Genomic DNA, 19,779 nt, shown 5'->3' with positions numbered 1-19,779 from the left:
ACGAGCAGCGTGACCACCGTTGGTCTGATCATGGGTAGCGACTCGGACTGGCCGACCATGCGGGCCGCCGCCGAGGCGCTGACCGAGTTCGGCGTCGGCCACGAGGTCGGCGTGGTCTCCGCCCACCGCACCCCGGGCAAGATGATCGAGTACGGCCGCACCGCCGCCGACCGGGGCCTCAAGGTGATCATCGCGGGGGCCGGTGGCGCCGCCCACCTGCCCGGCATGGTCGCCTCGGTGACCCCGCTGCCGGTGATCGGCGTACCGGTGCCGCTGAAACACCTCGACGGGCTGGACTCGCTGCTCTCCATCGTGCAGATGCCGGCCGGTGTGCCGGTGGCGACGGTGTCGATCGGCAACGCCCGCAACGCGGGCCTGCTCGCCGTCCGCATCCTGGCCGCCACCGACGAGGGCCTGCGGGCCCGCATGGTCGCGTACCAGGACAGCCTGGAGAAGCTGGTCGCCGAGAAGGAAGCCGCCCTGCACGCCTCCCTCACCTGAGCCCTCTGCACTTCAGCGCATGGCGCGCAGGGCGGTCTGGAGGCGTTCCTGGGCCCGGCGGCGGCGCTCGTTGCTCGCCCCGAGGACCAGCAGGACCAGCCCGACCGGGATCAGCACCAGCCACGGGCCGAGGCTGAACAGGGCGTGCACGGCGGCGATCGCGGTCACCACCGCCCCGACGATCACCGGGGCCTGCTGCTGGCTGATCGAGCCGTAGATCAACACGGCCACCGCGCCGAGCAGCAGCAGCACCTGCCGCAGCATGCTGGAGTCGGTGGCCAGCACGATCGCCAGGGTCGGCACGAAGGCGGCGACCAACGCCGGCCCGTACGCCACCCAACTGCTCAGCTCCGGCCGCTGCCGTAGCTCCAGCAGGCCGACCAGCAGGGCCAGCGCGGCGAACGGCAGCGTGTACGCCTCCGGCAGGGCCACGTCGGCGACCTGCATCAGGATCCACCAGGCGGTGATCTCGCAGAGGACCACGCCCCAGAACAGGATCCGCCGCTCCACCGGCCGGCGACCCGGCCGTACGGCGGCCAGCCCGAGCACCGCGCCCCAGGCCGCCAGCAGCGCGGCGATGTGCCGGGGCGAGTCGAAGGCCAACGCCAGCGCGATGAACCCCGCCGCGTACCCGCTCCACTGCACCGTGGCCGCCTCGGCGTACGCCTCGGGCCGGCGCAGCCGGGGCAGCGTCGCGGTGCCGAACTGGAGCGCCGCGCCCACCGCCAGCACCCCGAACGCCGACCAGACCGGGGCGAACCCGACGACCAGCCCGAGGGTGAGCACGAAGAGCTGCGCCTTCAGCGAGGCGAAGAGCCAGCCGAGGATGCGGGCCCGCTGGGTGGTGCCGAACAGGGCGGCCACCGTGCCCACCGCCACCCCGCCGCCGAGGGCGAGCAGGGTCAGCTCCCGGGTGGCCAGCGACCCGGCCAGGCCGGCACCTCCGGCGGCCAGCCCGATCAGGAAGACCAGCACCCGCGTCACCCGCAGCGAACGGGCCCGTTCGAGCAGGGCCGGCGGCGGGGTCAGCGCCAGCCCCAGCATCACCACGGCGAAGACGGTGATCCCGGCCAGCGCACCGGCCGGCCAGGGCCGGCCCAGGGCGACCGGCGCGATCAGCAGCGTGACGGCGATCCCGGGCAGCACCACCGGTACCGCCCGGGACCGGCGGCCCGCGCTGAAGCCGGTGGCGGCCAGCGCGGCGGTCGCGGTGAGCAGCAGCGTGGTCAGCACGTGCGTCGGGTCGGCCGCGCTGGCCGGCGGGGTGAGCAGCTCCGGCGGCGGCCCCTGCCAGATCCGGGTCAGCGTCCGGTACGGCTCCACCAGCGCCACCGGCAGGGTCGGCGCGATCGAGACCACCGCCAGGACGGTCGGCGGTACGGCGGCGGCGACCGCCCCGGCCGCCGGGCTGACCCGCCAGCGGGGCGTACCGTCGTCGGGCAGCCGGCGCAGCGCGCCGTCGAGCAGGACGGTCCAGCGGCGTACCGGCTGGGCCAGGTCGGGCGGCGGGTCGGTGGCGTGCCGGATCAGCTCGGCGAGCACCCCGAGCAGCGCCGCCGCGGCGGCGTACACGCCGAGGGGGAGCCCGGCGGGGAACGCGGCCAAAGCGCTGATCGTGGCGGCGCCGACCACGGCCACGCTGGCGTACGGGAGGTACTGCGGCACCCGGCGGCGGACCGCGCCGATCACCGCCAGCCCGAGGCTGGTGGCGGCGATCGCGGCGGTCACCACCACCTCGGGGGCGTGACCGTACTCGGCGGCCAGCGCGGCGATCCCGCCCGGCGCGGCCAGCAGCGCGGCCCCGGCGGCGGCCCCGCCGATCTGCGCCAGGTACGGCGGCATCCCCTCCGCCTCGACGTCGACCTGCCGCCCGGCGAAGACCCGGGCCAGGACGGCCACCGTGACGCAGATCAGCGCGAGGCCGCCCAGGGCGAGGGCGGTGGTCCACGGCCGGACCAGGCCGGCGCCGGCCGCGTACAGGCCGAGGACGCCGGCCAGGACGGCCCGGGACAGCCCGGCCCGGGGGTCCATCGCGCTCACCGACGCCATGCCGAAGACGGTGGCCGCCGCCAGGCCGACCAGGACCGGTGACCACCAGGGCAGGGCGAAGGCGGCCGGCACGCCGATCGTGGCGAGCACGGCCGCCCCGCCCGACACGTCGTACCGCCAGGGTGGTGGCAGCAGCACGGCGGCGGCGACCGCGAGCAGCGCCAGCGCCACCGGGGCCTGCCAGGTCGACCCGCCGGTCGGCGCCGCCGGCCAGGTGGAGAGGTCGCCGGCCCAGATCGCGCCGGGCGTGGCGAGCACCCCGAACCCGCCGCGCAGCGCCGACCAGCCGGCGATCAGGCCGATCAGGACGCCGCCGACGGCGACCCCGAGGATCGGCCCGCGCCGCCACTCCTCGGGCATGGCGCGGGCGGCCACGGCGACCACCAGCACCAGCCCGGCGGCGACCACGAGCTGCCCGCCGGGGGTGACCACGGCCGCGATCCGGACCATGGTGGCCACCAGCGCCGTGGTGACCGCGGCGACGGCCAGGTCGGCGCCGTCCAGGGCCAGGTCGGAGCGGCGGCTGGCGTCGATCGACGAGGCGAAGACCACCAGCAGCGCGGCGATCAGCACCAGCACGCCCACCCAGGCGTCGGCCACGGTGGTGCCCGGCGCGACGAGCGCGGCGGCGGCGACCGCCAGCGCGCCGAGCCCGGTCCCGGTCGCCAGCGGCGGCGGGATGTGCCGCTGCGACACCTGGAGCAGGGCGGCGTACCCGAGGGTGACGCAGACCGCCAGGAAGCTGGCGGCGAGCACCGGCACGGTCACCTCGCGCAGGCTCGCCGGGGTCGGCGTGGGGTCGACCGGCACGCTGGCGGCGACGAACGCGGCCACCGAGCCGGGCAGGGCGGCGGCGGCGCCCCCGGCGGCCCAGGCGGCGACCGTCTCGGTGCCGGTCGAGGTCATCCGGAACCGGGGCAGCGTGGCCACGGCGATCCCGGCGAGGCAGACCACCAGCAGCACGCCGCTGGTCAGCGCCGGCCGGGCCAGCGCCGCGCCGACGCCGACCAGCCCGACCGCCGCCGCGGTGACCGCGTGGACCAGCGCGGAGCGCGGGGTGCGGGCGGCGAGCCCCACCAGCCCGATGCCGATCGCGGTCAGCACCATCGGCCACGGCGCCATGAGCCAGCCCAGCCCCAGGGCGGCCGGTACGGCGAGCGCGGTCAGCGCCGCCCCGACCACCGCGAACTCCTGGCGGATCTCCGGCGGCAGGGCCAGCGCGGCGGCCACGGCCAGCAGCAGCGCGGCGGCGGGCAACTGCCACGCGGCGGGCCCGACGGCGGCGGCCAACTCGGCCGGGTACCGGTCGAGGTCGGCGGCCCAGGCGGGCAGGGCGGCCCGGACCGGGGCGAGCCCGGCGCGGACCGCGTCGACGGCGACCAGCAGCCCGCTGACGGTCAGCGCGGCGGCGGCGGCGAGTTGCGGGCCGCGCCGGGCCGCCTCGGGCACCGCCCGCACGGCCAGCCCGGTCAGCGCGATGACCGCCGCGATGAGCAGCAGCGCCCGTCCGGGCAGGGCGACCGCCGCGATCCGGCTCAGCGCGACGATGACGGCGAGGGTGACGACGCCGGCCCCGACGTCCGGCAGGGGCGGCCGGCGCAGGGCGAGCGTGCCGGCCAGGCAGACCACGGCGGCCAGCAGCAGCGCCGTACCGGCACCGACGGCGGCCGGCACGGTGGCCGCCCGCAGCAGCCCGGTGAGCGCGTACGCCAGGGCGAGCGCCACCGCGACCGCGTGCAGCCCCCAGGCGAGCTGCCGCAGCCCCGGCACCGGTCGGGGCGGCCCGACCTGCGCCCGTGGCCCCGGCTCGCCGCCGAGCACCTCGCCGCCCTCCTCGGGGTCGGTCTCCGGGCGGCCACCGGCGGGACGCGGTGTCCCGGCGGCACCGGGCAGGTCCCGGCGTACCGGCCGTTCCACGGTCAGCGCGGAGCCGGCCAGCCAGAGGTCGAGCGCGCCGACCACGGTGAGCACCAGCGCCCAGCCGACCGCCCCGCCCAGCCACTCGTACGCCAGCAGCGGCAGCACCGGCTGGGCGGCCAGCACCGTGGCGAACCGGGGTGCGCGCAGGCCGCTCCAGCGGGCGTACCCGAGGGCGGTGCCGGCGGTGGCGGCGAAGACCCCGGCGGCGAAGACCGCGCCCGGTACGGCACCGGAGCCGACCCGGTCCACGGCCCACAGCGCGTACCCGGCCAGGGGCAGCAGGAGCAGCCCGACGGCGGCGATCGTCTCGGCGGTGGAGGTGAGCCCCCGGCGGGCCAGCACCGGCGGGGCGAGCAGCATCAGCACCGTGGCCAGCAGCAGGATGCCCAGCCGGCCGAGCGCGTCCATCGAGCTGGTGGCCAGGGCGGCGAAGACCACGGCGGCGACGCCGAGCAGCAACGCGCCCAACCCGAGGGGGATGTTCTGCACCTCGCGGGAGGACGACTCCGGCGGGTGCTCCGGGCTGTCGGCGTCCAGCCAGGTGGCGGTCGACTCGGCGGTCGGCGGGGGTGGCGACGGATCCGCCGGGGGCGGTGGCGGGCCCTGCCGGGGCACCCGGGGCGGTGCCCCGGCACCCGGTCGGCCGCCGGGTGCCGGCGTGGCCCGCGCCGTCCCGTCGCCGGTGGGTGCCCCGGCGTGGGCCGCCGTCGGTCCCTCCCCGGCCGGGTCGGTGGCTCCCGCCGGGCCGGTGTCCCCGGTGCCGGCCGGGGCCGGTGCGTCGGTCGGGTCGGCGGGGCCGGCCGGGTTCGGCACCGGGCGGCGGCCCGCCCGGCGGCGCAGCACCCGGTGCGGTCGGGCGGACTGCTTGAGCCGCTCCTCACCGGCGTGCGCGAGGATGTCCCGCTGGAAGAGGGCGGCCTGCATCTTGGCGGCGATCTGCCGCTGCTCGGCGGCGATGGCGGCCTCGCGGGCCTTCATCTCGGCGATCGACCGCTCGATCTCCGCCAGGTGCTCGACCCACTGGGGCTGGTGGGCCCCACAGTGCGGGCAGTCGGCGGCCGGCTTGATCTCCTGGCCGCACGAGGCGCACTTGAAGGTACCCACCGACACCCCTCCACCCGGCCGACCCGCACTGTGGACATCTCCACTGTCGCAGCATGCCCAAACCTGGCCCGGATTTCGACACCCGCCGCCGCGTCGGGGGCCACAAAATGGCGGCCGGTCGTGGCCGAGGTGCCACGACCGGCCGCTGCGGGCGGATCAGGTGCCGGTCACCGCGCGGCGCGCCGCCGCGCCGGGTGCGGACCGGCGTCGGGTCAGGGGCGGCCCAGCCCCCGGTACTCCCAGCCGGCCTGGGTCCACAGTGCCGCGTCCAGGCAGTTGCGGCCGTCGACGACCCGGCGGCCGGCGACCAGCTCGCCGAGGGCGACCGGGTCGGCGTTGCGGAAGTCGGCCCACTCGGTCAGCACGCAGACCAGGTCGGTGTCGGTGACGGCGTCGTTGATGGTGGCCTCGTACTGCAGCTCCGGCACCGCCCGGCGGGCGTTCTCCACGCCCTGCGGGTCGAAGACGTGCACGTCCGCGCCGGCCTTGTGCAGCAGCGCGGCGACCGCCAGGGCGGGCGCGTCGCGGACGTCGTCGGTGTTGGGCTTGAAGGTGGCGCCCAGCACCGCGATCCGGGTGCCGGACAGGTCCGGCCCGGCCGGCCCGGAACGGCGGCCGAGCAGGTCGGCGGCGAGCTGGAGCACCCGGGTACGGCGGCGCAGGTTGATCAGGTCGACCTCGTGCAGGAAACGCAGCGCCTCCCCGGCGCCCAGTTCCTGTGCCCGGGCCTGGAACGCCCGGATGTCCTTGGGCAGGCAGGCGCCGCCGAAGCCGAGCCCGGCCTGGAGGAACCGGTTGCCGATCCGGGGGTCGTACCCGATCGCGCGGGCGAGCTGGGTGACGTCGCCGCCGGAGGCCTCGCAGACCTCGGCCATCGCGTTGATGAAGGAGATCTTGGTGGCCAGGAAGGCGTTCGCGGCGACCTTGACCAGCTCGGCGGTGGCGAAGTCGGTGACCACCAGCGGCACCTCGCGGTCCTCGGTGGCGGCCAGGTCGAAGACGCCCTTGTGCGCGGCGTAGAGCATGCCGTTGGCCCACTCGCTCTTCACGCCGACCACGATCCGGTTGGGGCGCAGCACGTCGTCGACGGCGAAGCCCTCCTGGAGGAACTCGGGGCTCCAGGCCACCTCGACGCCCAGGTCGGTCGGGGTGTGCTTGCCGACGAGCTGCTCCACCCACTCGGCGGTGCCCACCGGGACGGTGGACTTGCCGACGATCAGCGCCTTGCGGGTCAGCCGCTGGGCCAGGCCGGTCACCGACGCCTCGACGTACGACAGGTCGGCGCCCATGCCGTCGGCCCGCTGCGGGGTACCGACGCAGATGAAGTGGACGTCGCCGAAGTCGGCGGTCTCGCCGATGTCGGTGCTGAACCGCAGCCGGCCGGCGGCCAGGTTACGCCGCAGCAGCTCGTCCAGGCCGGGCTCGTGGATCGGCACCTCACCGGCGTTGAGCTTGGCGATCTTGTCGGCGTCGACGTCGAAGCCGAGGACCTCGTAGCCCAACTCCGCGTAACAGATGGCGTACGTCGCGCCGAGGTAACCGGTGCCGAGGAAGGTGACCCGGGGCCGGGACGCGCCGGAGGGCGGCGTCACCGCCGGGATCACCGGCATCGGCTGGGGGTTCGGGTACGGGATCGTCACGCCTGTCTTCTCCGCTCGCACTGGCGGCGCTCTGGTTGCGTCGCATTTCGGCCGGGCGCCTGTCCGGGGCACCGAAGGACATTGTGAATGTGTGGCGGCCAGCCGGCGGGGTGACGCCGGTGACATCCTGGCCGAGGCTACGCGCGGGTAACCAAGACCGGGGCCGTGTCGTTATCCTTCATCCTGCGTGGTCGACCGTGACGGACAAGGCACCGACTGCGCATGATAGCGGTGAGAGGGAGGGTGCCGACATGGCCGCAGGGGAACCATTCGACGTCTACCGGTTGCCCGAGGAGCACGAGGCGATCCGGGAGGCGGTCCGTGAGGTCTGCGCGGCGAAGGTGGCCCCGCACGCCGCCGAGGCCGACGAGACCGGTGAGTTCCCGAAGGCGTCGTTCGACGCCCTGCGGGCCGCCGACTTCCACGCCCCGCACATCCCGGTGGAGTACGGCGGTGCCGGCGCGGACGCCCTGGCCACCGCGATCGTGATCGAGGAGGTGGCCCGCGCCTGCGCCGCCTCCTCGCTGATCCCGGCGGTCAACAAGCTCGGCACCATGCCGCTGCTGCTGGCCGGCTCGGCAGAGCTGAAGCAGCGGTACCTCACCCCGGTCGCCACCGGCGAGGCGATGTTCTCCTACTGCCTCTCCGAGCCGGAGGCGGGCAGCGACGCCGCCTCGATGACCACCCGCGCGGTGCGTGACGGAGACCACTGGGTGCTCAACGGCGTGAAGCGGTGGATCACCAACGCCGGGGTGTCGGAGTTCTACACCGTCTTCGCGGTGACCGACCCGGGCGCCCGGTCCCGGGGCATCTCCGCCTTCGTGGTCGAGAAGTCCGATCCCGGGGTCAGCTTCGGCGCGCCGGAGAAGAAGCTCGGCATCAAGGGCTCCCCGACCCGGGAGGTCTACCTCGACGGGGTCCGCATCCCGGCCGACCGGATCATCGGCGCCGAGGGCACCGGCTTCGCCACCGCGATGCGGACCCTGGACCACACCCGGGTCACCATCGCCGCCCAGGCGCTCGGCATCGCGCAGGGCGCGCTCGACTACGCCAAGGGGTACGTCGCCGAGCGCCGGCAGTTCGGCAAGCCGGTCGCCGAGTTCCAGGGCGTCCAGTTCATGCTCGCCGACATGGGGATGAAGCTGGAGGCGGCCCGCCAGTTGACGTACGCCGCCGCCGGGAAGTCCGAGCGGGGCGACGCCGACCTGACGTACTTCGGCGCGGCGGCCAAGTGCTTCGCCTCGGACGCGGCCATGGAGATCACCACCGACGCGGTGCAGTTGCTCGGCGGGTACGGCTACACCCGCGACTACCCGGTCGAGCGGATGATGCGGGATGCCAAGATCACCCAGATCTACGAGGGCACCAACCAGGTCCAGCGCATCGTGATGGCCCGCCAGCTCCTCAAGGACTGACCGACGCCCTCACCGGGTGGCGACCGCCCACCACCCGGCCTGGTCGCGGACCGGCCGGCCCCGCCCGGCCCGGTCGTGGACCAGCCGGCCCCGCCCGGGTGCCGGCCGGTCGGCCCAGCCGGCGATTACCGTGTCGAGCTGCTCCACCAGCAGCCGTCCGTGCCCGGTGAGACCGTCGGCGGCGCGGAGCAGCCCGGCCACCTCCCGGCAGGCCGCGCGGATCCGGACGAACTCCGCGCGGGCCAGGTGCCGGCCCGCCGCCGTCTCGTGGTGCCGCTGGCGCAGCCAGAACCCGCCGACCGCCACGTGCGCGTACAGGCCGTGCACCAGGGCCGGCAGCGGGCGGGGGCCGGCCCGCCAGGGCGCGGCGTGCCGGGCCCCGCCGGTCGGCTCCACGAGCGGGAAGAGGTCGTCCAGCGCGGCCAGCTTGTTGTGCGCCAGCTCGTGCACCAGGGTCGCCGCGATCGTCCGGGCGTCCCCGGTGCCGGCCAGGGCGATGCAGCCCACCGCGGCCGGGAAGGTGCCGCTGATCAGCGGGGCGGTCAGCTCGGCCGGGGTGCCGCCCCCGGCCAGCGCGGCCAGCGGCCGGCCCGCCGGGTCCCGGCGCAGCGGGGTGAGCACCGAGACGGCCTCGGCCAGGTCGGCGGCGGACGACCGGTGCCGGGTGGCCAGCAGCCGCCACCCCGGGGCGAGGCGGGCCCGCCAGTGGGCCGCCCCGGCGGCGTCCACCGGGACGACGCTGGCCGGCTCGACCAGGGCCCACGGGTCGTCCAGGTGGAACACCGCCCCCCGCCCGCGCGCCCGCAGCCGGTACGTGGGCTGCCAGGACAGCCGCGCGTCCCCGGCCGGGGTGGCGGGAACGCCGTCCAGCGCGACGAGGCCCCGTCCGCCGTCGACGGTCAGCTCCGCCCCGCCGCCGGTCAGCCCCGCCCCGCCCGCGCCGTGGCCGTGCAGCGCCGCCCCGCCGCCGTCCGGCTTCCCCGCGGCTTCGCCGGGGCCCCGGCGTAGCAGCCCGAGCCCCGGCAGGGCGACCACGGTGGCGCCGGTGGGGGCTGTCGGCATGACGACACGAGCCCGGCTGCCGGCCCGCAGCGCCACCGCCGCGACCACCGCACCGAGCAGGGCCGGCTCGGCACCGACCTCGCCGTCACGCAGCGCAGCGAGGGTACGGACCGCCCAGACGCTGACCGACGGGTACCCGAGCACCGCACGGGCCGCCCCGGGCGCGTCGCGCCGCAGCTCCGCCAGGAGCGTCCAGGCGTGCCGGGCCAGGGGCGCGTGCGGGTGCCCGACGTCCTGGCTCAGCGCCACGACCTCACGCAGCGCGAGCAGATTGCGGCTGAGTTGCCCGGCGAGCAGCCGCCGGACGGCGGACCGGCCGCCGCCGCCACGGGCGATCGCCAGGAACGTCCCGGTGGGCATTTCGTGCCGATCGGACCGCACGGCTGCCCTCCCCAGGCCATGGCGCGATCCACCGTAACGACGGTGAATATCGATGAACGCTACGATATGTTACTGGCGGGATGCTGGTTGTGCCGTTCGGGTCGCGGACTCGGCCGTTCGGGATGGTGGCGCCGATGGATCGAAGGTTGGGCCGGACATGTCGGAAAGGATGAGCAGCCGCGACCGACCGCTGGTGTCTCATCTCCTTGATGTCGAGGCTCTCGACCCGGCCGATCTCGACGCCATCCCCCGCGAACTGCTGCGTCGGTCGTTACGCCGGTTGATAGCCGAGACAGGTGACCCCACCACCGGGTTCCTCTGGTGGCAGAACACACAGGACCGGGCGGGAGCGGCCGACGCCGGCCGGGATGCGGGACGGGGAGGGACGGCATGACGGGAGAGCACGGCCGGGCCGGGACGGTTCGCCGGTGACCGCGCCGGGGGGTGACCGGCCGGACGCCGGGGCGGCGGAGACCCGGGTGACCGGCTTCGTGGCGGCGGCCCGCTCCACCGGGCGGACCAACGTGGTGAGCAACCTGGCCCTGCTGCTGGCCCGCGCCGGTCGCCGGGTGCTCGTGGTCGACGCCGGGCGGGGCGCGGTACGGGTGCACGAGCACCTGCGCGCCTTCCACGCCGAGGACTCGGCGATCACCGACCACCTCCCGACCGCCCTGACCGACCTGATGTTCGCGCTGCCCGGGTTCGCCACCGGCGAGCCCACCCTGCGCCGGTACGCCGTACCGCCCGGCCGGCTGGACGTGCTCTGGACCCCGGACCCCACGGTGTGGCCGGCGGTGACCGAGGTGGGCGCCGGCCCGGACGGGGCGCTGCGCATCGAGCTGCGCCGGCAACTGCGCTTCACCGAGTACGACGACGTGCTGCTCGAACCCGCCGACTTCGCCGAGACCGTCGCCGCGTGGCTCGCGGTGCTCTGCGACGCGGTGGTGGTCTGCCTGCCGTACCACCGGCCCGCGCTGGCCGACGCGGCGGCGGTCGCCCGGCAGGTGCAGCGGGCCGCTCCGGCCGGGGTACGCATCGTGGCGGCGACCACCGGGCTGACCGGCGACGAGGAGGCCGCCGCCCGGTACGCCGAGGAGGTCCGCAGCCGGTTCCTCGGCGTGCTCCACGAGCCCGCCGTCCCGGTCGACTTCGCGCAGGTCGAGATCGCCGGTGGGCCCTCCGGGCAGCCGCTGGCCCCGCTGCTGGAGGAGTCCCGCCACCGCGACGGCGTGCTCACCGCGTACGGGGCGCTGCTCGGCCTGCTCACCGCCGGCGAGGTGGACCGCGCCGCGCCGGAGCCGGACCCGGTCCGGGACCGCTACCGGTACGGCGTGGGCCGGCAGCCGGTGACCGAGACCGGCGCCGTCAGCCTGGCGTACCCGGAGATCCAGCGGCCGTGGGCGGACTGGCTGCGCGACGAGCTGACCGTGCTCGGGCTCCAGGTCCGGCGCTGGGGCCGGGGGGCGCCACCGGTCGACGGCCCGGTCACCGTGCTGGCGGTCGCCCCCGACCCGCCCCCGCCCCGGGCCACCGGCGCGCCGGTGCCCCCGTCCGTGCTGGACGACGGCTGGCTGGCCCCGTTCGTCGAGCAGGTCCACGCGCACCCGGGCACCGAACTGCTGGTGGTGCGCACCACCGCGACGCCGGGGCTGCGACCCGACCCGGCGCGGGTCGTCGACCTGGCCGGTTGCACCGAGGAGGCGGCCCGCCGACGGCTGCGCGGCACGCTGGGCCTCGCGGCGGTGACCAGCCAGCCGGGGTCCCGCCCGTGGCGGGTCGGGTTCCCCGGCGGGCGGGACCGGGCCCGCCCGGTGTCCGGCCTGCCGCCGGCGCCGCGCCGCTTCGTCGGCCGGGACCGGGAACTGGCCGAGCTGCGGGACCACCTCCTGGCGAGCCGCCACGGGGAGCCGGTGACGGTCCGGGGGCCGGCGGCGGCCGGCAAGACCAGCCTGGTCCGGACCTACGTCGACCGGTTCCGGGCCGACTACGGCCTCGTGGAGTGGATACCGGCACGCAGCCGGCACGACGTGTGGCGGGCGCTGGCCGCGCTCGCCGACCGGTTGGGCGTCGGCCCGCGCGGCTCGGTGCCCGAACTGCTGCGCGAACTGGGCCGCTGGAACGAGCCGTGGCTGCTGGTGTACGACGGCGTCGCCGACGGGGTCGACCTCGCCGGGCTGCTGCCCACCGGGCCCGGCCACGTGGTGCTCACCCGGCCCGGGACGGGCCCGTCCACCGGCGGTACCGAGGTGACCGTCGCGGAACTGACCAGGGCCGACGCCGTACGGCTGCTCACCCGGCAGGTCACCGGGCTGACCGCCGCCCCGGCCGCCGCCGTGGTCGACGCGGTCGGCGCGCTCCCGCTCGACCTGTGGCTGGCGTCCGGGCTGCTGGAGCAGGCCGGCATCCTGCTCACCACCCGGGAGACGGTCACCGGGTCGCGGGCCGGCGACACGGCGGTGCCGGCGTTCCTGGAGGTGGTCGCGCCCACCGGTGCGGACCCGGCGGGGTCGCCGACGCGGCGGATCGTCGAGGTGGCGCTCGGGCTGATGGGCGAGGAGCTGAGCGGTCGGGTCGCCGTGGTGCTGGCCCAGATGTTCGCGTTCGCCGCCCCGGACGGGCTGTCGTTGACGCTGGTGCAGTCGCGGCGGATGCGCACGCAGGTCGCGGCCGGGCTCACCGGCCAGGACGCGGCGCTGCTGAACGCCGACGGCCTGGAGATGGACCGGGCGTTGACGGTGGCGACCCGGTACCGGCTCTTCGACGTCGCCTGGGGCGACCACGGGGTGGTGCGGATGCATCCCGCCGTGCAGGCCGCCGTGCGGGCCTGCCTGACCCCGCCCGAGGAGGAGGCCCGGCGGGGGCAGTTCCTGCTCGGCCTGGCCGGGGCGGCGCCCCGGAGCACCGCCGCCGGCTCCGCGCTGCGCCGGGAGCTGCACCAGCACCTGCTCGCCGCCGGCGCGCTGGAGGTGGACGACCCGCACGACGTCCGCCGGTTCCTCGTGGAGCAGCTCGAACACCTCATCGCCCGGGGCGAGGGGGAGTCGGCCGAGGCCCGCCGGTTGTGGCGGCCCCTGCTGGACCGCTGGCTGGCCCGGCACGGCTGGGGCGACCGGCTCACCCTGCGCCTGGCCACCCGGCTCGCGGACGTGACCCGGATGCTGGGGTACGGCGACGAGGCCCTGGAGCTGAGCCGGGTGGTGGTGGAGCACGGGGCCACGCTGCTCGGTCACGACCATCCCCGGGTCCTGGTCAGCCGCCGGGGCCTCGCCGGGGACCTGCGCGGGGTGGGCCGGTTCCGGCCCGCGCTGATCGAGGACCAGGCGACCTGGCGCGGGTTTCGCGACCAGTTCGGCAACTCCCACCCGGAGACCCTGGTCGCGGCGTACAACCTGGCCAACTCGTACCACCTGGCGGGGTGGACCGACGAGGCGGTCCGGGTCGCCCGGGACACGCTGCACCGGCGGCTGCGGCTGTTCGACGAGAACCACCCGGCGACCCTGCGGCTCGCCGGGGACCTCGGCCGGTACCTCGCCGAGCTGGGCGGCCCGGCGGACCTGGCCGAGTCGTACCGGCTGTTGCAGGACGTGTACCAGCGGCGCGTCGCCGGGCACGGCGAGGAGGACATGCTGCTGCTGCGGACCATCCGCCACCAGGCGGTGACCGAACGGCGGCGGGGGTACCGCGACCGGGCCAAGGACCTCAACAGCCGGGCCTACCTGGCGTTGCGGCGGCTGCTGGGGGAGGACAGCCCGGCCACCCGCTCCTGCCGGCTGAGCCTCGCCGTCGACTACCACCTGGCCGGCGAGAGCGACAAGGCGGTCCGGCTGGCCGACGACAGCCTCGCCGGCTACGAGCGGGACCTGGTCGCCGGGCACCCCTTCGTCCACCTGTCCCGCAGCCTGCGGGCCGTGCTGCGGCGGGGCACGGACGAGGCGGACGAGACGGTGACCGAGGGCGGCAAGGCCGCCACCGGGCTGGTGTCCGCGCTCGGCGAGTCCCATCCGTGGGCGCTCGCCGGCCAGGTGAACCAGGCCGGCAACCTGGCGGCGGTCGGGCGCGTCGGAGCGGCCGAGGAACTGTTGCGTGGTGTCCTCGACGAGGGTCGTCACCTGCTCGGCGTGGACCATCCCTACCTGCGGGCCGCCCGCCGGCTGCTCGCCGTGGTGCTGACCGACGGTGAGATCAGCGGTGGTCGCCGTCCCGGGTCGGTGGCGCTCGACTTCGTCGACCTGGAGGTGCCGGAGACATGAGCACGGAGGCCCCCGCCGACGGGACGGTCCGGCCGGAGCGCGGCGACCGGCGGATCGTCGTCACCCTCGGCAGCCACCTGGAGGGGCGGCCTCCCGGTGTGCTGCCCGCCTGCGAGGAGCTGATGCGGGAGGTGCCCGGCATCGTCCACCTGGCCCGCTACAGCACCGGCGTGTGCGACTTCGCCCTGGACGCCGACGCCGCGCCCGGCGGGCCGGACCCGCTGCCGTCCGAGGAACGGCAGCTCGTCGGCCGGGACGTGGTGCACGTGATGACCGACCTGGACGTCCAGTTGCGGCCGGCGCGCAGCGGGGACCTGATCCGGACCGTGCTGCACACCGCCCGGGGCGTGATCTTCGCGCTCCAGGTGCGCCGGGAGCAGTACCTGGTGGCGATGACCCGGCCGGCCGCGCCGGAGAGCGGTCCGCCGCCGGGTCAGCCGGACGTCCGGGCCGCCGACGTCGGCCTCTCCGAGCTGGCCAACCGGCTGCGCGAGGCGGTCAGCCAGCAGCCCACCAACTACGGCGGCTGGCTGACCGTGCCCGTGCCCGTGCCCGAGGCCGAGGGCGGCGCGGCGGGGCCGGACGAGGCGGCGGCGGGTCCGGTCCGGCCCCGCACCTGGACGGCCGACCCGACGTACGCCGGGCTCGCCGCCATCTGCCGCGACCACCTCGACCCGGACGACCTGCACTACGCGGCGGTCTGCCGGCCCGGCCGGGTCGAGGCCAGCGCCGACCTGCTCGACGACGACCGGCTGGAACGCTTCGCCGACGGCACCGGCTCGGGGCGGCGGCGGGCCTTCTACGGGCTCGTCGGGCAGCGGATCGACGTGCTGCTGCGCACGGTGGTCCGGGCGGCGTACCCGGCGATCGGGTCCCGGGTGCGCCGGCTGGTCCTCGACGTCGAGGAGGGCGCCCTCTACTGCTACCCCATCGGGCTGGACCGCTACCTGCTCGCGGTCACCCTCGACCAGAGCCGGGTGGCGGCGGCCGACGACCGGGCCGCCCTGCTCAGCGGCGAGCTGAACGGATGAGCACGGTACCGGCCGGGTCCGGTTCCGGCCGGCCGACGCGGGTGGCCGAGGCGGTCCTGCCGTCGCTGCGACGCAGCGGGCTGTTCGTGCTGGTGGCCGCCGCCGGCTGGGCGCTGGCCGCCGGCCTGGACTGGACCGAGCCGTACCGTTCGGACGGTTACCTGGCGGTGGCCGGGGCGTTGCTGGCCGTCGGCCTGTTCGCCAGCACCTCCGGCATCGACCTGGCGGCGGCCCGGCGCAACGCCCGGCTGGTCGGCCTGGCGATCACGGTCGGGGTGCTGGTCAAGGCCGCCCTGATCACCGGGGTGATGCTGCTGGCCTTCCGGAACCCCGCGTACCTGGTGCTCGGGGTGGCGGTCGCGCAGATCGACCCGTTGTCGTTCGCGGCGGCCCGGTTGCAGTCCCGGATGTCGCCGCAGGCCAAGACGATCCTCTCCGCCTGGGCGTCGTTCGACGACCCGATCACCGTCCTGCTGACCGTGTACGCCGCCGCCTGGGCGCTGCCGTTGCTGCCCGACGGGCCGGCCACGGTGGACGTGCTGTCGCACACGGCGCTGCGCGACTTCGGCGTCTCGTTGGCCGAGAACGCGGCGCTGGTGCTGGTCGCCGCCCTGCTCTGGTGGGGTACGCAGGCGCTGCGCCGCCGCTTCGGCGGGCCCCCGACGGCGTGGACGGTGCTCCAGGTGGTGCTGCTGCTCGGCGTCGCCGGGGTCGCGGTGTGGCAGTTCCTGATGCTCGGGCTGGCCGTGGCCGGTCTGTTCTACCGGCCGCCGATCGGGGCGCTGCTCGACCGGCTCACCCGGTGGGCGTTCCTGGCCGCCACCTTCGCCCTCGGCCTGGTCCTGGTCGGTGGGGTACGGCCGGTGCCCGGTGTGGTGCTCGGGCTGGCCGCGGTCGCCGCCCACGTGGTGGTCGCCCTGATCGTCTGTGCCCGGCTGCCCGCCGCCGACCGCCTCGACGTGGTCCTCGGCCAGCAGAACGGGATCACCGCGGTGATCCTGGCGCTGGTGCTGGAACGGCAGTTCCCCGGCACGGTGGCGGTGGTGGCACCGGCGATCCTCACGGTCAACCTGCTGCACGCGCTGACCAACGGCCTGCGTGAGGCGTACCGGCCCGACCCCGGCCCGCCAGCCGTCCCGGCGTCCACGGGTGGCCCCGTGCCCGCAGGTGGCCCCCTGTCGTCAGGTGGCCCCGCCGGGCAGGGCGGCCAGCAGTTCCTGGCGGACCCGCGAGCTGAGGTCCCCGAACAGGTCCTCCGGCCCCGTCCCGTCTCCCGGGCCGTCGACGAGGTCCCGTAACGCCCGCAGCCGGAACACCGGCAGGTACTCGTGGACGACGTCGAAGATCTGGCAGATCTCCTCCAGCCGTTCCCGCTGCGCGACGGTCGGCCCGCCCGGCTGCTGCCGGGCCAGGGCGTACCACTCGGCGACGGCCTGCGCGAACGCCTCGACCAGCTCGGTGAGCAGGGCGGCGACCCCGGTGGCCGCGTGCACCCGGCCGTCCCGGATCCGGGCCCGGACCGCCTGGCGGGCCCCCCGGCCGGCCTCACCCTCCTCGAACGCCCGGGTGAGCAGCGTGCCGACCCGGGTGTGCAGGTGACCGGCGGCGAGGGCGCGCTCGAACACCTCGACCACCGGCGCGGGCAGGCCGGCGAGCAGGTCGTCCGCGCCGTGCTCGGTGACCGCCCCGAGCGGCGGCCGGAGCTGGCTCAGGTCCCGGTGGATGGCGGCCAGTTGCTGGTCGTTGCGGACCCGCAGGTCGTCCAGCGCGCCGGTCAGCAGGCTGAGCATGTGCTGGGTCGCCGACTGGCGGCGGTCCAGCCGGGCCAGGTGCGGGGCCACCGGCACCAACAGGCCGTCCTGCGGGTACCGCTCCTCCATCCGCCCGGTCATCGCCTTGACCTCGGCGGTGAGCTGGTCGGCGAAGGACCTCGGCCGGTACAGCAGCGGCTCCCGGCCGACGGCCTCGCGGATCCGGGGCAGGAACTGCTCCGGCACCGGCTCCAGCACGACGAGCAGCAACTCGCAGTCCCGGTGCGCGTGGGCGGCGCGGGCCCGGTTCTCGACCGTGACCACGTCGCTCTCCTCCAGCATCGGCCCGGCCAGCAGGATGCCGCAGCCCGCGTCGTCCCGCCCGACCGGCAGCCAGTAGTCGACGCGGCTGTCCGGCCGGTCGGTGAGGAAGTAGTCGGGTACGTAGGCGTCGTGCCCGGTGCCGACCAGCACCTGCCGGATCTCGGCGAGCACGTGCTGCGTCCCCGCGCCGCCGTACAGCTCGCGGACCGCCGCGCGGACCATCGCCGGGGTCACCGGCGTGCCCCGGTCCCGGGCCTGGCGCCACAGCCGGTGACAGAGCGAGATCACCCGGCGGGGGACGCCGTGGGCCAGCTCCACGAGCTGGACGATGCTCTCCTCGGTGAACGGCGCCAGCCGGTCGCCCTGCCGGTACCGGATGTACCCGCGGGTCTCCGCGGTGGTCAGGGGCGTCATCCGGACCTGTTCGCCGCTGCGCGCCCGGACGTCGCGGGGTAGGCTGTCGAGCAGGTCGGGCAGCCCGGCGATGATCAGGAAGGTGTGCGACGCGGCGAAGACGTGCAGCATCTCCTTGAACTTGTCGAGCGCCTCGGTGCCGCGCCGGCCGGCGGCGGTGAGCACCTGGTCCAACTCGTCGATCACCAGCACGAACGGGTTCGGGCCGTACCCGATCAGCATGGCGAAGACGCCCATCGCCTGTAACGCGGTCGCCTCCGTCGCGGTGAGGGTGCCGGTGATGCCGCGCTCCCGGAGCACCTCCGCCGGGGGCCGCCCGGCGATCCACTCCCAGACCGCGTCCTCGAAACCGCCCCGCAGCAGCAGGGTGAGCGCCCGCGCGAACTCGGTGTTGTCGGTGACCTCCCGCAGCCGCTGGCGGAGCTGTTCGAGCAGGCGGTGCTCCATCATGCCGAAGGTGTCCACCACGGCGACCGGGTCCAGGCTGCCGTCCAGCAGTGACTCGGCCAGCGGCTCGGTGACCCGCGAGCGGCGTACCTCGACGGCGAGGATGTCGGCGTACAGCCGGCGGACCTGGCGGTCCACCACGTCCCGGCGGTCGGCGAGCTTGTCGGCGAAGGCACGGTACAGCGAGACGAAGGTGTCCGGCGGGGCGTTCAGGTGCATCCACTGGAGATCACCGTCGAGGCGTTCGGCGGCGTGCCGGATCAGGTGGGCCGCGAGGTGGGTCTTGCCGGTGCCGTAGTCGCCCACCACGGCCAGGACCCGGCCGGCGGGCTCCTGCGGGACGGCCCGGAGCGCGGTGAGGTAGCCGTCCATCACGGCGGTCGCCCGGCGGATCGCCGCCGTCGGGATGGTCATGACGGTCGACCCGGCGTCCGCGATCTGGGCCACCGCGCTCGACGGGTAGGGGTTGACCGCGCCGTTCGGGTCCGGGTCGTGCGCGTCCATCACGGTCGCTCCCCCCTGAGGCGGCGGGCTTCTCTGACGAAGTGTCGGCCGAGGTGTTCCCAGGTCACCTCATCCGGTCGGCTATTTTGCACCCGGAGTGTCTCGTACACCCCGAACAGTAACCACTGCATCTCACGAATAGTCGTCTTTCGATCGCCCTGGATGAACTCGTCGAGCGCCTCGGGGGCGAGCGGGGGTACCGCGCCCGCCGGCATCCGGCCCAGCCGGTCGGCGGCGAAGAGGCTGGCGTGCTCGTGTTCGAAGGCGTCGACCCGCAGGTGCAGCGTCCGGCCCGAGACGTGCTGGACACCCACGGCCGACGGCGCCTCGGCGAAGAACACCGTCCGCTGCGGAGCGCGGGCGTCGTAGTAGCGCAGCTCCTCCACCAGCTCGACGGTCGGCAGCAACACGATCAACCACTGGTCCGGCTCCAGGTAGCCGGGCAGGTTGCGGTACGTGCCGTCGGGGTCGGTGCGCTTGTCGTAGATCCGGTCGCCACGCAGCAGGGCGAGCAGGTCGAGCTTGTCCACCAGCGCCTCGCTGACCTTGCTCAGCCGTTCCCGGACGGTCGCGCTGTCCGACGCCTCCTGGGTCAGGTCGACCACCTCGACGCCCAGCCCGTCCGCCCGCAGCCGGCCGTGCAGCCAGTACGCGCAGCGGTTGATCAGCGCGGTCTTGCCGCAGCCCCGCTCGCCGCTGACCAGCACCAGCCGCCCCTGACGGTGCAGGTCGGCGAGGTCCTCGAAGCGCTTCTGGCAGGTCGTGAAGGACTCCTCGGTGTTGTCCACCGGGACGTAGAAGTCGAGGTGCTCCTCGTGCCAGAGCGGGTTGAGCGGATCGGTCGCGTCGAAGAGCTGAGGCACCGCGAACGGGTTCGGCGGCGGCTCGGGTGCCGTCGGCCCTGCTGCCGCCCTGGGATGCGGTGCCGTCGGGCCCGTCGCCGTCGGGCCGGCCGGCGTCGCGCCCGGTGCCGGCGGGTGCGGTGG

Annotated in this window: 10 protein-coding genes and 1 pseudogene; 6 read left to right on the top strand and 5 right to left on the bottom strand. The window is 75.8% G+C overall.

Features of this window, described 5'->3' with window-relative positions; translation table 11 throughout:
- Window positions 1-9: 9 nt before the first annotated feature.
- Window positions 10-501, top strand: coding sequence for a 5-(carboxyamino)imidazole ribonucleotide mutase (gene purE, locus ACQUFX_RS19705; protein ID WP_428961829.1), 492 nt, complete (start codon window positions 10-12; stop codon window positions 499-501).
- Between the two features lie 12 nt (window positions 502-513).
- On the opposite strand, the pseudogene ACQUFX_RS19700 reads toward purE, so the two are convergent.
- Both ACQUFX_RS19700 and ACQUFX_RS19695 read right to left on the bottom strand, forming a co-directional pair.
- Window positions 514-5,508: pseudogene (locus ACQUFX_RS19700) on the bottom strand (SCO7613 C-terminal domain-containing membrane protein); the annotation flags it as partial.
- Between the two features lie 278 nt (window positions 5,509-5,786).
- Window positions 5,787-7,214 carry a UDP-glucose dehydrogenase family protein gene (locus ACQUFX_RS19695; protein WP_428961828.1) on the bottom strand — a complete coding sequence of 476 codons (1,428 nt, stop codon included), beginning with the start codon at window positions 7,212-7,214 and terminating at the stop codon, window positions 5,787-5,789.
- 251 nt (window positions 7,215-7,465) lie between these two features.
- On the opposite strand from ACQUFX_RS19695, the gene ACQUFX_RS19690 reads away from it, so the two are divergent.
- A complete protein-coding gene (locus ACQUFX_RS19690; RefSeq protein ID WP_428961827.1) occupies window positions 7,466-8,629 on the top strand; it encodes an acyl-CoA dehydrogenase family protein in 1,164 nt (387 codons plus the stop codon).
- Between the two features lie 9 nt (window positions 8,630-8,638).
- On the opposite strand, the gene ACQUFX_RS19685 is transcribed toward ACQUFX_RS19690, so the two are convergent.
- Window positions 8,639-10,051 carry an aKG-HExxH-type peptide beta-hydroxylase gene (locus ACQUFX_RS19685; protein WP_428961826.1) on the bottom strand — a complete coding sequence of 471 codons (1,413 nt, stop codon included), beginning with the start codon at window positions 10,049-10,051 and terminating at the stop codon, window positions 8,639-8,641.
- A gap of 178 nt (window positions 10,052-10,229) precedes the next feature.
- Here ACQUFX_RS19685 and ACQUFX_RS19680 point away from each other — a divergent pair, with 178 nt between their 5' ends.
- Genes ACQUFX_RS19680 through ACQUFX_RS19665 form a run of 4 tightly spaced genes read left to right on the top strand, consistent with a single transcriptional unit; the run spans window position 10,230 to window position 16,651 of the window.
- Window positions 10,230-10,466 carry a hypothetical protein gene (locus ACQUFX_RS19680; protein ID WP_428961825.1) on the top strand — a complete coding sequence of 79 codons (237 nt, stop codon included), beginning with the start codon at window positions 10,230-10,232 and terminating at the stop codon, window positions 10,464-10,466.
- A 34-nt stretch (window positions 10,467-10,500) separates the two neighbouring features.
- A complete protein-coding gene (gene fxsT, locus ACQUFX_RS19675) occupies window positions 10,501-14,322 on the top strand; it encodes an FxSxx-COOH system tetratricopeptide repeat protein (RefSeq protein WP_428961824.1) in 3,822 nt (1,273 codons plus the stop codon).
- Window positions 14,319-15,353, top strand: coding sequence for a hypothetical protein (locus ACQUFX_RS19670; protein ID WP_428961823.1), 1,035 nt, complete (start codon window positions 14,319-14,321; stop codon window positions 15,351-15,353). Before fxsT ends, ACQUFX_RS19670 begins: the two co-directional genes overlap by 4 nt.
- Window positions 15,350-16,651 carry a cation:proton antiporter gene (locus tag ACQUFX_RS19665; RefSeq protein WP_428961822.1) on the top strand — a complete coding sequence of 434 codons (1,302 nt, stop codon included), beginning with the start codon at window positions 15,350-15,352 and terminating at the stop codon, window positions 16,649-16,651. Before ACQUFX_RS19670 ends, ACQUFX_RS19665 begins: the two co-directional genes overlap by 4 nt.
- Here ACQUFX_RS19665 and ACQUFX_RS19660 read toward each other — a convergent pair.
- Both ACQUFX_RS19660 and ACQUFX_RS19655 read right to left on the bottom strand, forming a co-directional pair.
- A complete protein-coding gene (locus ACQUFX_RS19660) occupies window positions 16,535-18,793 on the bottom strand; it encodes a BREX system ATP-binding domain-containing protein (protein WP_428961821.1) in 2,259 nt (752 codons plus the stop codon). The genes ACQUFX_RS19665 and ACQUFX_RS19660 overlap by 117 nt on opposite strands.
- On the bottom strand, window positions 18,793-19,656 hold the full coding sequence (locus ACQUFX_RS19655; protein ID WP_428961820.1) for a hypothetical protein: 864 nt from the start codon (window positions 19,654-19,656) through the stop codon (window positions 18,793-18,795). Before ACQUFX_RS19655 ends, ACQUFX_RS19660 begins: the two co-directional genes overlap by 1 nt.
- Window positions 19,657-19,779: the final 123 nt, after the last annotated feature.

The sequence above is a fragment of the Micromonospora fluostatini genome (assembly GCF_050410825.1).
Lineage (GTDB): Bacteria > Actinomycetota > Actinomycetes > Mycobacteriales > Micromonosporaceae > Micromonospora > Micromonospora rosaria.
Note: the sequence above shows the minus strand (reverse complement) of the source record. Positions and strands in the feature narration are given on the sequence as shown.

What these genes read in the sequence shown, in the direction of transcription:
- ACQUFX_RS19690 (WP_428961827.1), top strand. Translation starts at nt 7,466, where the DNA reads ATGGCCGCAGGGGAACCATTCGACGTCTACCGGTTGCCCGAGGAGCAC.
- ACQUFX_RS19685 (WP_428961826.1), bottom strand. Translation starts at nt 10,051, where the DNA reads ATGCCCACCGGGACGTTCCTGGCGATCGCCCGTGGCGGCGGCGGCCGG.
- ACQUFX_RS19680 (WP_428961825.1), top strand. Translation starts at nt 10,230, where the DNA reads ATGTCGGAAAGGATGAGCAGCCGCGACCGACCGCTGGTGTCTCATCTC.
- ACQUFX_RS19660 (WP_428961821.1), bottom strand. Translation starts at nt 18,793, where the DNA reads ATGGACGCGCACGACCCGGACCCGAACGGCGCGGTCAACCCCTACCCG.
- ACQUFX_RS19665 (WP_428961822.1), top strand. Translation starts at nt 15,350, where the DNA reads ATGAGCACGGTACCGGCCGGGTCCGGTTCCGGCCGGCCGACGCGGGTG.
- ACQUFX_RS19670 (WP_428961823.1), top strand. Translation starts at nt 14,319, where the DNA reads ATGAGCACGGAGGCCCCCGCCGACGGGACGGTCCGGCCGGAGCGCGGC.